The organism is Pseudomonas sp. ICMP 10191 (genome assembly GCF_001467335.1).
Taxonomy (GTDB): domain Bacteria; phylum Pseudomonadota; class Gammaproteobacteria; order Pseudomonadales; family Pseudomonadaceae; genus Aquipseudomonas; species Aquipseudomonas cerasi.
Window position 1 is genome coordinate 216,349 of record NZ_LKGW01000001.1, and the last position, 13,986, is coordinate 230,334.

The following is a 13,986-nucleotide window of genomic DNA, read 5'->3' on the forward strand; positions in this document are numbered from 1 at the left end:
GGTGCGGCGTAGATCTGTGACGCGGAGCGTCACGCACGGCATTCCCACGCTGGAGCGTGCGGAACGATAATCCCAACTACCGTGCGATGCTCTGCTTAGGCATGTCTTGATTATCGTGCGACGCTCCGCGTCGCATGCAGTTCTGGACGCTCTGCGTCCGATCTTGAGTGTGATGGTGCGGCGTAGATCTTTTGCGCGCAGCGTCACGCACTGCATTCCCACGCTGGAGCGTGAGGAACGATAATCCCGACTACCGTGCGACGCACCGTTTTGGCCCATGAACACGCCGTAAGCCTCATCATCCATGCCGCTCGATAATATTTTGAACCCCTGAAGCGTCGGTATGATCTAGTCCATGCAAGGTCAACGGGAGATCGCCATGTATCGCTTTTTCGAGCAACTGAGTTCACGCATCACCGCCCCATTTGTCGGCGAATCCAAACGTAACAGCAAGGTCTGGCAGTGCACCTGTGGCCAGTCGGTGTTTTTCCCCAATACCCAATGCCTGGCCTGTTCTGCAGCGCTGGGCTACCTGCCTGAGCAGGGGCGTGTCGCTACGCTCGAAGCGGGGCCTGAGCCTACTACCTGGCGCCTGAGCGATGAGCCGGGTGCCGGGTTGTATCGGCGTTGCGCCAACCTCGGCACCCCGGCAGCCTGTAACTGGCTTTTTCCAGAGCATAATTCCGGCGAATTCTGTGTTGCGTGCAGCCTCAATCACACCATTCCCGACCTGTCGGTGGTTGAAAACGGCGAGCGCTGGCGCAAGGTCGAGACCGCCAAACGGCGTCTGGTCGCGCAGCTGATTTCCCTGGGCCTGCAGGTCATTCCCAAGACTGTCGACGAAGAGACCGGCCTGGCCTTCGACTTCGTCGGTGTCGATCTGGAGGGCAACCTGCCAACCACAGGCCATGCCAACGGCCTGATCACCCTGAACATCGAAGAAGCCGACGACGCACACCGTGAAGCGATGCGCGTGCAGCTGCACGAACCCTATCGCACCTTGCTTGGCCATTTCCGTCATGAAGTCGGCCATTACTACTGGGATCGGCTCATCGCCAATACCCACTGGCAGGACAGTTATCGCAACCTGTTCGGCGACGAGCGCGCCAGCTACGCCGACGCGCTCGATCATCACTACCAGAACGGTGCGCCGGACAACTGGCAGGAAAGCTTCGTCAGTGCCTACGCGACCATGCATCCGTGGGAAGACTGGGCCGAAACCTGGGCGCATTACCTGCACATGATGGATGCGGTCGACACCGCGCTGGGGTTTGGCATGAGCGCTCGCGACATGGAGCTCGATTACCAGCCGTTTCCGCTGGAAGTACTTTACGACCCTCAGCATCCGGGCGGCCCGGCGTTCCTGTCGTTCGTCAATGCCTGGATTGAGCTGGCGAGCATGCTCAACGAGTTGTCACGCAGCATGGGGCAGCCGGATTTCTATCCGTTCGTGCTGCCTCAAGCGGTCATCGCCAAGCTGCACTTCATCCACTTGGTGATTCAGGATGCCGGTGGCAAGGCCGATGAGGTTTTGCAGGCCCAGTAACGCGGGCCGTGCCTGACACGCTTCGGCGGCGTGTCAGGCCTTTGTGCCAAAGCGGCTCAAAGCGTCAGGGTCAGCCTGCGCTCGAAACCGATCCGCCCGCGATACGCCTCACCGGTATCGATCCAGCCCTGGCCGGTATAAAGCCCGATGGCGGCCGAGTTGTCCGCATCCACCGACAGCATCAATTGAGTGATGTCCGGCCATTTCAGGCGCAACGCCGCAGGCAACGCTTGCAGGCACGCCTTGCCCAGTCCCTTGCCCTGTTCACGGTGATCGACCTGCAACGCATGCAGTGTCGCCGTCAGAGCCTCCTGAGCCCAGTGCGGCAGACAATCATCGCGCTTGAGCAGGAAGAACCCGACCGGCTTCTCGTCACTGAGCAGCGCGAAGCCGCAAATATTCGGGCTGGGTCTGACCAGAAGCGTATTGAGCGCGGTATAGATGTCGCCGGAGAACTGTATCTGTTCCTGCGTAACCTCAAGGTATCCGAGCTGTTGGCGTTGAGAGGCGCTGAGGTCGTGGTAGTCGACCAATCGAGTCTGCATGAGCAACCTGCTGGCTGATTATGGTTGAGGCGGGCAGGGTACAGGATCGAACGGGGCCGTTTCGAGGATTTGTAACGCTGATGACCGGCACGCATTTGCCTTTCAGCCCCGGCACACAAGTGCTTGAGCCCCCTCGAAATTTTTATCCGCAGCAACGGTTGTAAACTCGCGCAAGACCGGTACAATGGCGCGGCTCGCCAACTGGTGAGTGTCGTTATGGTGACCCCATCGGTCCCCCCGCAACGATTACCCGTGAACCTGGTCAGATCCGGAAGGAAGCAGCCACAGCGGGAACATTGTGTGCCGGGGTGTGGCTGGTGGGGGCACCACCTATCTCAAGGTCCTTTTCTGAAAGTGGCCTGCTCGTAAAAATGAAAGCCTATTCCTGTTTCGACGGTGCCCTGCGCTGGCGAGAACTTCGTGCGTCTGTAAAAACAGTCTGCCCGGCACGGAGATAACCGCCGGATGTCTCCAGGCCGGCGGTTAATCCTGCATGGCCTGCCTTACTGCCATCGTGCCAGGAAGATGGAGCGACCACTCTGATGGGGCGAGCGGTGTACCAGTTTGGGAATGCTGTCTTCGCAAATACCTTTGCCCGCAAAGAAATAGAAGCGGTCTTGCTTGGCTTCTCTGGTTCTCTGCTCGACCGCCCTGGCATCCAGAGGCGTCATTTTCCCAAAATGCCCCGCTTCAAATATTCCTTCTGATTCTGCGCGCTTCACGTATTCGGTGCCGCGCCCCTCGATGGTGGCGATGCAGATGACCTTTTTCGGCCCCTTATCCTGATGCCATTGGTCTGCGCCCTGATTTTTGGCCCTTCGCAGTTGGAACTCATGAGGCCTCAATTGTTGTTGCTTCCCGGTAAGAGTGGTTGCAATGTCCTACGCTACGGCTGTTGTTGATCGTTCGTAGTCGGTTGCTTTCAAATCAATAACCTTTCCAACGGTCTCCTGTCTCCAGGCGGGGTTACTGAGACTGCTTTGCTCATGCAAAAAACGTCTTGTAGGTTCTGCTATGGGAACGGTGAAATACCCTTTCTCCATAAGTTTTGCCGTCTTTTCCTGAATCTGTTCCGGCTTCAGCTTCAACTCATCAAAAGGCTGGGGCTGGGTGTAGTAAGCCGATGTGCCAACTCCGCCGCGAATGCCGTAGGTCACGGATATTTTCCTCTGCTTGAATGTGGTGTTAACCACGAATTGGCCTTTTGGGCCGCTTGAACGCATGGGGCTTGGTAGCCCGTCGCTCGGGGCCGTGAGTGGCAACTCATTGAGGAGAGGTTCCATGCTGTCCGATCAGTTTCGACGAACAGTGAAAACTCGGTGTGCGTTCAGGTGATCGATCAATAGCCAATTCAACTGAACCCTCACTTCCACACACCCCCTAACTCCTTACGCGTCGCTTGAAACCGTTTTACGGCAAGGGGCAATTCAAGTCGCTGCGGGTGTCACGGGCTTTTCGGTCAGGCGTCTCGCAGCAGTGGAGCCGGGGGCCGGATGGAACAGGACATCATCAGATTTTTTACAGACTCGCAATTTCTGGGCATATCGCTCGCCAACTGGATACTGGCTATTTTCGCCTCGACCCTGAGTTTTATTCTGGTCAGGGGCGTGATCGGTTTTGTGCTCAGAAAGATGCGCTCGCGTGCGGATGCGCCCAGCACGCATATGCGCTACATCGTGGTGCAGGTGCTGTCGGGCACCAGTAATACGTTATTGCTGCTGGCTTCCATTCTGATCGGCATCGGCATGCTTGATCTGCCGGAGCGCTGGCTCGGGCGGGTCAGCAGTCTGTGGTTCGTGGTCGCCGCATTACAGGTCGGGCTGTGGGCGAACCGGGCAATCGCGCTCGCCTTGCAGCGCTACTTCGTGCGTCACAACGCTGGCGGCACCTTTCAGGGCAGCGCGCTGGCTACGTTGAGTCTGTGGGGGGCGAAGGTGCTGCTGTGGGCCACGGTGGTCATGGCGATGCTCTCGAACGTCGGGGTCAATATCACCGCGTTCGTCGCCAGCCTCGGGGTCGGCGGCATTGCGGTCGCACTCGCGGTGCAGAACATTCTGGGCGACGTGTTTGCTTCGCTATCCATCGCCGTGGACAAGCCTTTCGAGGTTGGCGACTTCATCGTCGTCGGTGCGTTGTCCGGCACGGTCGAGCACGTGGGCCTGAAGACCACGCGGATCCGCAGCCTGGGTGGCGAGCAGATCGTGATGGCCAACGCCGACATGATCAACAACACCATCCAGAACTACAAACGCTTGCAGGAGCGACGCATTGTCTTCGAATTCAGGCTGACCTATGACTGCTCGGTCGATCAGATAAGGGAAGTGCCGAAGAAAGTCGAAGCGATCATCAACGCGCAGAAGCTGGCGCGTTTCGACCGTTCGCATTTTCGGGGGTTTGGCGAGACATCGCTGGAGTTCGAGACCGTTTTTATCGTGCTCGACCCCAGCTACAACGTCTATATGGATGTGCAGCAGGCGATCAATCTGGACATCATGGAAGCCTTTGCCGAACTGGACGTGCGTTTCGCGTTCCCGTCCCGCACGGTGTACGTGGCGTCCCTGCCACCGGTGAAAACCGCTCGTCCGACTGCGCTGGAGGCTGCCGACGCGACCACCTGACGGGATCAGGCCGGAAACTGCAGCGCGTTGGTCAGGTCGCCCATCGGCGCCTGGCCACGCGCGATCATGGCCTCGTCACGGCGTTTCAGGCCGTCGAGTTTTTCCAGGCCATGCACGCGGGTGATCAGGCGCAGGATCGAGGCGGTGTCGTAAACCGTGTGGTCGACCTTGCCCTTGCGGGCGAAAGGGGAGATGACCAGAGCGGGAATGCGCGTGCCGGGCCCGAAGCGGTCGCCTTTTGGCGGCGCGACATGGTCCCACCAGCCGCCGTTCTCGTCGAAGGTGAGGACGATCACCATGTTGTCCCACTGCGGGCTCTTGCGCAGCACCTTGATCACCCGGTCGATGTGCCGGTCACCCGAAGCAACGTCGGCGTAACCGGCGTGCATGTTCAGGTTGCCCTGGGGCTTGTAGAAGGTTACCGCAGGCAACTTGCCCGCTTCGGCATCGGCGAGAAAGCGATTGGTGCTCGACTCGTCACCCAGCCCGCCGTCACGCAGGCGCTTCTTGCGCTCTTCAGGGTGCTGCGGCCCCTGCTGCTTGAAGTAGTTGAACGGCTGGTGATGGTATTGAAAGTTGGGGATTTTCGGGATCCCGGTGGAGTCCTTGAATTCATCCAGCGTCACTTGCCAGGCACCGGCGTACCAGGCCCAGTCAACATTCCTTTTCGACAGCTTGTCACCGATGTGCTCGTGGCTTTGCGGAACCAGCACGTTGGGCAGATCCGGTTTCGAGTAATCAGGGTTTTGCGGGTCGCGCAGCCAGGTTGGCCAGTAGGGCGGGGCCATGGTGTTGACGGCGTAGTTGTCCGGCGTGATGGCGCTGGGGCCAAATTGTGGCGGTCCGTCCATGGCGCTGGCCGGCGACTTGTCGAGCGGTTTGAGGCGCGGATCCTGCGGGTTGAAACTCTGCAAGGTAGCGATTTGCGACTTGGCCGGAGATTCGGCGGCGTTCGGGTAAATAGGCGCGGTGGCTGAAATCAGGTACTGGTGATTGAGGAACGAGCCGCCGAAAGCACCCTGAAAGAAGTTGTCACACAGCACGAACTCCTCGGCCACGTCCCACAGGCGCAGCGAATACTGAGTCTGTGCATAGTTGCCCATGGTCAGGCCGCCCGCATCCGCCCAGGCCACGAAGCGATCGTTCTTGCCGTCGTTGATCTGCATCTGGTTCTGGTAAAACACGTGCCACAGATCGCGGGTCACCAGGCTCAGCGGCAGGTCTTCACCGTTCGGTCCCTTGAGCGGGAACGGCGCGTTGGGCAGGTCTTGCTGAAACTGCTCGCCTACCGGATAAGTCACGCCATCGACGGTTTGCGGTCCTACCTGCAGCACGCCTCCCCAGGCAGGTGGCAGTTTGGACAATCGCGTGCCGTCGCGGTCGCGCTGCTCGTAATCGGAAGGCCTGAGCGAGGAGAGCGGCTTTTCGACACCGGGGAAATCGCCGAACAGGTTATTGAAGCTGCGGTTCTCGGCGTAGATCACCACAATGGTTTTCACATTTTCGCGCAAGGCGCGATCCAGCGCGGGTCCGGCAAGGTGATGATGCCGTTCGTTGTCGCCGGGCGGCTTCTCGTGGGCGGAAACGTAGCTGCTAAGGGTGACACCTGCACCCAAGGCAGCCATCCCGCCCAGAAAACGACGGCGGCTGGGGTTTTCGTTGGTATCTTCGTCGTCTGGTCTGTCGCTCATCGCCAAATACTCGCGCTGGTTAATGTGTTACCAAAGATTTCACGCGAGCGTAACCATGGAATATGACGCTATTGCGACAGCGCAGATGAAGGATCAGGGGGCCGTGGCCATTGTGTAGTGATCAATGATCTGCTGGATCTCGCCCGACAGACGCATCTGCACCAGCGTGCGCAAAATTCTGCCCACTGGCAGGTCGGGGTTATTGCGGATCAGGCAGGCGGCTGGTTGTTCGGCGACCAGTGATATCGGCTTGAGCCTCTTGCCGACAGGCAGGTTCCGGTTGGTCCATTCGAGGATCAACTGATTGGTTACCGCGTAGTTGTAGCGCCCGGCCATCAGCTTGCCGAGCGTCTGATTCTGGGTGCGCGCGTCTTCACGGACCAGTTTGTGATTCTCGAAAAGATGCTCCAGGGCCGGGTAGTTGTAGCCCAGCACGGTGCCGACGGTTTCGTTGTCGAACTGCTCGGGGTAGGGGCCGGCAGCCGTCGCCGCCGAAGCGACCAGCCAGTCGCGCTGATAGAGAATCGGCAGGCTCCAGAGATAATCCCCGGACAAGTCCGGGTACCACGCCTGGGCGCTGTAACAGTGCATATCGACTTCGCCGCGCTCCAGCGCCGACTGGATGCGCAGGCGCGGCATTACGTGATAACTGGCCTCGAGGCCCACGTGGTGCGCAAGGCTTTGCATGATGTCGAACAGAATGCCGGATTCGGGACGAAAGTCGGTGATGTGCATCATCGGCATGGTCCAGCCTTCATTGACCGCAAAGCTCAAGGTCCTCTGCGCCGCGCTGCCGCTTTGCGGCACCAGCAATAGCAGGCAGGCCGCCGCTGCACGAGGCAGCCGCGGCGTGGTGAAGGCCCGAATAAAGCGCGTCAATAGAGTCATTTGCACAGCTTAGCCACAATAGAGACGGACACCAGATGCAATTTTGCCCCTGCTCGGCTAGCATTGGCGGTCTTCCGCTTACCAGTTGCGACGGTTTTAAATGAGTTATCAGGTTCTTGCACGTAAATGGCGTCCGCGCTCGTTCCGCGAAATGGTCGGCCAGGCTCATGTGTTGAAGGCCCTGATCAACGCGCTGGACAGCCAGCGCCTGCACCATGCCTATCTGTTTACCGGCACACGGGGCGTCGGCAAGACGACTATCGCGCGGATCATCGCCAAGTGCCTGAACTGTGAAACCGGCATCACCTCGACGCCCTGCGGCACCTGCTCGGTGTGCAAGGAGATCGACGAGGGCCGTTTCGTCGATCTGATCGAAATCGACGCCGCCAGCCGTACCAAGGTCGAAGATACGCGTGAGCTGCTGGATAACGTGCAGTACGCGCCGAGTCGCGGTCGCTTCAAGGTCTACCTGATCGACGAAGTGCACATGCTTTCCAGCCACTCGTTCAACGCCTTGCTCAAGACGCTTGAAGAGCCGCCGCCCTACGTCAAGTTCATCCTTGCCACCACCGATCCGCAAAAGCTGCCAGCGACCATTCTTTCGCGTTGCCTGCAGTTCTCGCTGAAAAACATGACGCCTGAACGCGTGGTCGAGCATCTGACCCATGTGCTGGGCGTCGAGAACGTGCCGTTCGAAGACGACGCGCTGTGGTTGCTAGGGCGCGCCGCCGACGGTTCGATGCGTGATGCAATGAGCCTCACCGATCAGGCCATTGCCTTCGGTGAAGGCAAGGTCATGGCTGCTGATGTACGTGCCATGCTCGGCACGCTGGACCACGGCCAGGTCTTCGATGTACTGACCGCATTGCTGGAAGGCGATGCGCGTGGCGTGCTGGAGGCGGTACGCCACTTGGCCGAGCAGGGCCCTGACTGGAACGGCGTGCTCTCGGAAATTCTCAACGTGCTGCACCGTGTGGCGATTGCCCAGGCGTTGCCGGAAGGCGTCGACAACGGTCATGGCGATCGTGACCGGGTGCTGGCCCTGGCGCAGGCCCTGCCTGCCGAAGACGTACAGTTTTACTACCAGATGGGCTTGATTGGTCGTCGTGACCTGCCGCTGGCCCCTGATCCGCGTGGTGGCTTCGAGATGGTCCTGTTGCGCATGCTGGCGTTTCGTCCTGCCGACAGCGAGGACGCGCCGAGGCAGCCGCTAAAGCCAGTGGGGATCAGCCAGGCCACGGTTGATTCCCGAAAAGCAGTGGCTGATGCGACACCTGTTGCATCGGCAACTCCCGCAGTGTCGACCGCCCCGGTGATGGCCGCACCTGATCCAGCCTTCGAAGCGCTGCCGCCTGCAGCGGCTCCGATGCCGGCCGCCGTCCGGCCAGCGCCCGCGGTACAACCGGAATCGAAGCCAGAGCCACAAGCCGCGCCGGTTGAAGACCTCGACCTGCCGTGGAACGAGCCGAAAACCCCGGCTGCCGAACCCGCCGCCGAAACTGCGCCTGATACTGAAGCCGCTGCCGAGCCAGTAGCCGAGCCAGTAGCCGAGCCAGTTCTGGAGATCGTTTCCGAGCAGCCCGACCTGACGCCCATGCCGACGCCTGCGCCCGCCAGCCCGGTGCCGGCCGCACCTGAAGCCGAGCCGGCGCAGCCGGTTGCCGAGCAACAGGACACGCCGGCAATGCTCGAAGCCATCCCGGACTCTGCGTATCTGTCCATGCACACCGATTCGATGTCTTCCGACTCCGGGCCGATGGGCCGTGATGACGAACCGCCAGCGGACGACGATTACGTCGAGCCGGACATCGATATAGATCCGGCGTCCTACAGCTATCTGGATGAGCTGGCCCACGAAAGTGTTGTCGAACTTGAAGCCGTCGAGCCGGAGCCCGCTCCTGCCGCCAAACCGGCCACCGGTCTTGCGGCCGAATGGCTGGACGTGTTTCCCAAGCTGCCGATCTCCGGGATGACCGGCAGCATCGCGGCCAACTGCACATTGATTTCAGTCGATGGCGACCACTGGCTGCTGCACCTGGACCCTGCGCACAGCGCGCTGTTCAACTCGACGCAGCAGCGGCGCCTGAACGATGCGTTGAACCAGTATCATGGGCGCACGATCAATCTGAGTATCGAGCTGATCAAGCCCGAGCAGGAAACCCCTGCGCAGGCTGCTTCACGGCTGCGGGCCGAGCGCCAGCGGCAGGCCGAAGCCTCGATTCAGGCCGACCCGTACATCCAGCAGATGCTGCAACAGTTTGGCGCTGTGATCCGGGAAGACACGATCAAGCCCGTTGACACACCTGCGGCGCAGGCTCAATAACTGAACACAGGGCGCCGCTGGCGCCACGCAAACGAACCATCCATTTTCGAGGAGATATCCCATGATGAAAGGTGGCATGGCTGGCCTGATGAAGCAGGCGCAGCAAATGCAGGAAAAAATGGCCAAGATGCAGGAAGAACTGGCCAACGCGGAAGTCACCGGTCAATCGGGCGCAGGCCTGGTGAGCGTGGTGATGACCGGTCGTCATGACGTCAAGCGCATCAATCTGGATGACAGCCTGATGCAGGAAGACAAGGAAGTGCTGGAAGACCTGATCGCCGCCGCCGTCAACGACGCCGTGCGCAAGATCGAGCAGGCCAGCCAGGACAAGACGGCTTCCATGACGGCTGGCATGCAGTTGCCGCCCGGTATGAAGCTGCCGTTCTGACGCTCGCCCGAATCATGATCAGTGCCAGGCCCTGTGCCTGGCATTTTTCTGTCTGCTGTCTGGCCGCGCGCCGCCATTCGGCGCCGGTATAACCATCAGCATTTGGCCTGACCGACCGAATTGAGCGACAATCGTCCCCCGTCTCTGGAGTGCCCCATGTCTGAGCCCATTGAAAACCTCACTGTCGACGCCGAGCTGGACGCCGTCGGGCTATTTTGTCCGGAGCCGGTGATGATGTTGCACCAGAAGGTGCGTGACCTGCCCGCGGGCGGTCTACTCAAGGTCATTGCAACCGATCCGTCCACGCGTCGCGATATCCCGAAATTCTGTGTATTTCTCGGTCATGAGCTGGTTGCGGAGCAAGCCGAAGAGGGCACGTTCCTGTACTGGATCCGCAAGAAGTCCGACTGATCACCACATCGCTGCAACCCGCGCCTGTTCACGACGCACCTGTTCCCGATTCGAGCAGGTCCCTGTTCGCCAGACCCAGAGAGTCTTCCATGCGCATTGTTGCTGACGAAAATATTCCCCTGCTCGACGCTTTTTTTGCTCATTTCGGTGAGATTCATCGCTTGCCGGGCCGCGCCATGGACCGAGCTGCTGTAGCGGATGCCGACATCCTGCTGGTTCGCTCGGTCACCGCCGTGACCCGCGAACTGCTTGAGGGCAGCCCGGTGCGTTTTGTCGGGACCTGCACCATCGGCACCGATCACCTGGATCTGGACTGGTTTCAGCAAGCCGGTATCCAGTGGGCCAGCGCTCCGGGCTGCAATGCGCGCGGCGTGGTGGACTATGTCCTAGGCAGCCTGCTGACCCTGGCTGAAATCGAAGGGGTCGATCTTGCGCAGCGCACCTACGGTGTGGTCGGTGCAGGGCAGGTGGGTGGTCGGCTGATCAGCGTATTGAAGGCATTGGGCTGGAACGTGCTGGTCTGCGATCCGCCACGCCAGGCTGCCGAAGGCGGCGACTTCGTCAGCCTTGACGAGATCCTGCAGCGCTGTGACGTGATCAGCCTGCACACGCCTCTGAACAAAACCGGGGCGTCACCGACCTGGCACTTGCTCGACGACGCGCGTTTGCGTCAGCTCGGCCAGGGTGCCTGGCTGATCAATGCCAGCCGTGGCGCCGTAGTGGATAACGCGGCGTTGCACGACGTGCTGCTTGAGCGGGAAGACCTGCAGGCCGTACTGGATGTGTGGGAGGGCGAGCCGCAGGTCAACGTCGCGCTGGCTGACTTGTGCGTTCTGGGTACACCGCATATCGCCGGTTACAGCCTGGATGGCAGGCAGCGCGGTACTGCACAGATCTATCAGGCGTTGTGTGGCTTTCTTGATCAGCCTGCGACGATCGAGCTGGACGATCTGCTGCCAAAACCCTGGCTGGCGCAGGTCAGTCTCGACGCGGCCTGCGACCCGGTCTGGGCGCTTAACATGTTGTGCCGCGGCGTGTATGACCCGCGACGTGACGATGCGGATTTCCGCCGCAGCCTGACCGGTGACACCGCCAGCCAGCGTCTGGCCTTCGATGCATTGCGCAAGCAGTACCCGCCACGCCGGGAAATCGAAGGGCTGAAGGTTCATCTGGAGGGAGAATCCGAGGCATTGGCACAACTGGTGCGGGCGCTGGGTGCAGTGCTGGTCTGATCGCCAGCCGGGTCATCAGGCAATAAAAAACCCGACCGAGTGGTCGGGTTTCAAATATCTGGTACGGCTTGGTTTTATTTTTCCGGGGTTACCCAGTGCTTGTCGCATTCCTGGCAGGCAGCCTGAACCATTTCTTCGGTGATCAGGACTTCTTGTCCGTGCTGGTCAAGAATGGCACCGCCAACCGGCAGATTAGGCGTGGCTCGAACAACCTGAACTTCATTGCTGCGCTCTTGCGGGTTCATGGTGTTTCTCCTTTCATCAGGTAACGGCGTTAAGTTAACCGCGCTTGATGACCGGTCCGTGACAGGTACTGTCAGCCGCTCAAACGCGCTGCAAGTGCAACAGATATGATGCAAATCTGCCAGCAGGCGCTTAGATCGATGTCTTATAGCGGCCTCTGTAAAGCAGTCATAACCTGACTCTGGAAGCCAGCCGCAAGTTCATTCGAAATGATGTTCGGCGCCCTGGCCACACAGGTGTAGGCTTTGCAACTCAGACAGATCGGGCACACAGGCAGGTCATCGTTCATGATTTCACGGATTACCCGACGTCATCGCCAGGCCTTGCGTCTGGCTGCGAGCTTCATCGCGCCGTATCGCTGGCAGGCGCTCGGCGCGTTGTTGGCATTGGTCATCACCGCAGGTATTACCCTGTCGATCGGGCAGGGCATCAAACTGATGGTCGATCAGGGTTTCATGACCCGCTCACCGCAGCTGCTCGAGCGCTCGATCGGGTTTTTCATGCTGCTGACGGTCGGCCTCGCCGTCGGAACCTTCGCCCGCTTCTATCTGGTGTCGTGGATCGGCGAGCGTGTGGTTGCCGACTTGCGCAAGAAAGTATTCGATCACCTGATCGAACTGCATCCGGGCTTCTACGAAAACAATCGCAGTTCGGAAATCCAGTCGCGACTGACCGCCGACACCACGCTGTTGCAGTCTGTCATCGGCTGGTCACTGTCGATGTTCCTGCGCAACGCGCTGATGGTCATTGGCGGCATCGTGTTGTTGTTCATCACCAACCCCAAACTCACCAGTATCGTGGTGGTGGCGTTGCCGCTGATCATCGCACCCATTCTCATGTTCGGGCGGCGGGTACGAAATCTGTCGCGCGAAAGTCAGGACCGGGTCGCCAATGTCGGCAGTTACGTGGCCGAAGCCCTGGGGCAGATCAAGACAGTGCAGGCGTACAACCATCAGCAGCAGGACAAGCAGCGTTTTTCGCATACGGTGGAGCAGGCGTTCGAGACCGCTCGTAAACGTATCCTGCAGCGCTCATGGCTGATCACGCTGGTGATCGTTCTGGTGCTGGGTGCCGTGGCGGTGATGTTGTGGGTCGGCGGTATGGACGTGATCAGCGGCCGCATCTCAAGCGGTGAGCTGGCAGCGTTCGTGTTCTACGCGCTGATGGTCGGTATGGCGTTCGGTACGTTGAGCGAGGTGATTGGCGATCTGCAGCGCGCCGCCGGTGCCGCAGAGAGGATCGGCGAGCTGCTTCAGGCACGCAGCGAGATCAGTGTGCCGACCACGGATCTGCAGAGCCTGCCGCAGCGCATCAGTGGGCGTCTGGCGCTGGAGAATGTCACCTTCGCCTACCCATCGCGTTCTGAGCGCAATGCGCTGGATAACCTGACCCTGAGCATCGAGCCCGGTGAAACCCTGGCGCTGGTCGGGCCCTCCGGCGCGGGCAAGTCGACCATTCTGGATCTGCTGTTGCGTTTTTACGACCCGATTCAAGGGCGCATTCTGATCGAGGGCGTACCGATCGCGCAGCTCGATCCCCATGATCTACGCCGCTGCTTCGCGCTGGTTTCACAATCGCCCGCCCTGTTTTTCGGCAGTGTCGAGGACAACATTCGTTACGGTAACGCCACTGCGAGCCTTGAGCAGGTACAGGCGGCGGCGCGCATTGCCCATGCGCACGAGTTCATTCTCGACATGGCCAACGGCTACGGTACGCATCTGGGTGAGGGCGGGGTGGGATTGTCCGGCGGACAGCGTCAGCGTCTGGCGATTGCCCGTGCCTTGCTGGTCGATGCGCCGATTCTGCTGCTGGACGAGGCGACCAGTGCGCTGGACGCGCAGAGTGAGCACTTGATTCAACAGGCCCTGCCGAGCCTGATGCAGGGGCGTACGACGCTGGTCATCGCCCACCGGCTGGCCACGGTGCAGAATGCCGACCGGATTGCCGTCATGGATCAGGGGCGGTTGGTGGCCGTGGGCACCCATCAGCAGTTGATCGCCAGCAACCCGCTTTATGCGCGACTGGCGGCGTTGCAGTTCAATGCCGGGGTTGAGTAGGAGAGGGTGAGGAGGGCCTGTGGGCAACGTGGGAGGTCAAGCCT

11 protein-coding genes, 1 other RNA gene and 1 pseudogene are annotated in these 13,986 nt (G+C 60.2%); 8 read left to right on the forward strand and 5 right to left on the reverse strand.

What is annotated here, in order from left to right:
* Nucleotides 1-379 precede the first annotated feature (379 nt).
* Complete coding sequence (locus AO388_RS00720) at nt 380-1,546, forward strand: zinc-binding metallopeptidase family protein (protein WP_003371461.1); 1,167 nt, start codon at nt 380-382, stop codon at nt 1,544-1,546.
* A gap of 56 nt (nt 1,547-1,602) precedes the next feature.
* On the opposite strand, the gene AO388_RS00725 is transcribed toward AO388_RS00720, so the two are convergent.
* Nucleotides 1,603-2,091, reverse strand: coding sequence for a GNAT family N-acetyltransferase (locus AO388_RS00725; protein WP_046719711.1), 489 nt, complete (start codon nt 2,089-2,091; stop codon nt 1,603-1,605).
* A gap of 226 nt (nt 2,092-2,317) precedes the next feature.
* Here AO388_RS00725 and ffs point away from each other — a divergent pair.
* An RNA gene (ffs, locus tag AO388_RS26725) (signal recognition particle sRNA small type) lies at nt 2,318-2,414 on the forward strand.
* 180 nt (nt 2,415-2,594) lie between these two features.
* Here the strand turns inward: ffs and AO388_RS00730 are convergent.
* Nucleotides 2,595-3,248, reverse strand: a pseudogene (locus AO388_RS00730) (DUF1826 domain-containing protein).
* A gap of 336 nt (nt 3,249-3,584) precedes the next feature.
* Here AO388_RS00730 and AO388_RS00735 point away from each other — a divergent pair.
* Nucleotides 3,585-4,709, forward strand: coding sequence for a mechanosensitive ion channel family protein (locus tag AO388_RS00735; RefSeq protein WP_003315176.1), 1,125 nt, complete (start codon nt 3,585-3,587; stop codon nt 4,707-4,709).
* Nucleotides 4,710-4,714: 5 nt separating this feature from the next.
* Here the strand turns inward: AO388_RS00735 and acpA are convergent, their stop codons facing one another.
* The gene (acpA, locus tag AO388_RS00740) at nt 4,715-6,400 is read right to left on the reverse strand and encodes an acid phosphatase (protein ID WP_004413947.1); all 1,686 of its coding nucleotides are present in this window, start codon (nt 6,398-6,400) and stop codon (nt 4,715-4,717) included.
* A gap of 93 nt (nt 6,401-6,493) precedes the next feature.
* Nucleotides 6,494-7,288 (reverse strand): substrate-binding periplasmic protein, encoded by a 795-nt coding sequence (locus AO388_RS00745; RefSeq protein ID WP_024663019.1) that lies wholly within the window; start codon nt 7,286-7,288, stop codon nt 6,494-6,496.
* 100 nt (nt 7,289-7,388) lie between these two features.
* On the opposite strand from AO388_RS00745, the gene dnaX reads away from it, so the two are divergent.
* The 4 genes from dnaX to pdxB all read left to right on the forward strand — a co-directional run bounded on the left by dnaX (nt 7,389) and on the right by pdxB (nt 11,642).
* A complete protein-coding gene (dnaX, locus tag AO388_RS00750) occupies nt 7,389-9,611 on the forward strand; it encodes a DNA polymerase III subunit gamma/tau (protein ID WP_058415915.1) in 2,223 nt (740 codons plus the stop codon).
* 61 nt (nt 9,612-9,672) lie between these two features.
* Nucleotides 9,673-9,999 (forward strand): YbaB/EbfC family nucleoid-associated protein, encoded by a 327-nt coding sequence (locus tag AO388_RS00755; RefSeq protein WP_002552818.1) that lies wholly within the window; start codon nt 9,673-9,675, stop codon nt 9,997-9,999.
* A 156-nt stretch (nt 10,000-10,155) separates the two neighbouring features.
* Nucleotides 10,156-10,410: a sulfurtransferase TusA gene (gene tusA, locus AO388_RS00760; RefSeq protein WP_003371482.1), complete on the forward strand. Its 255-nt coding sequence runs from the start codon at nt 10,156-10,158 to the stop codon at nt 10,408-10,410.
* Between the two features lie 89 nt (nt 10,411-10,499).
* Nucleotides 10,500-11,642 carry a 4-phosphoerythronate dehydrogenase PdxB gene (pdxB, locus tag AO388_RS00765; RefSeq protein ID WP_003436743.1) on the forward strand — a complete coding sequence of 381 codons (1,143 nt, stop codon included), beginning with the start codon at nt 10,500-10,502 and terminating at the stop codon, nt 11,640-11,642.
* 74 nt (nt 11,643-11,716) lie between these two features.
* Here the strand turns inward: pdxB and AO388_RS29275 are convergent, their stop codons facing one another.
* Entirely contained in the window at nt 11,717-11,887 is a 171-nt protein-coding gene (locus AO388_RS29275; protein WP_003371488.1) for a PA1571 family protein, read from the reverse strand.
* A gap of 285 nt (nt 11,888-12,172) precedes the next feature.
* On the opposite strand from AO388_RS29275, the gene AO388_RS00775 reads away from it, so the two are divergent.
* Nucleotides 12,173-13,942 (forward strand): ABC transporter transmembrane domain-containing protein, encoded by a 1,770-nt coding sequence (locus tag AO388_RS00775; protein WP_058415916.1) that lies wholly within the window; start codon nt 12,173-12,175, stop codon nt 13,940-13,942.
* Nucleotides 13,943-13,986: the final 44 nt, after the last annotated feature.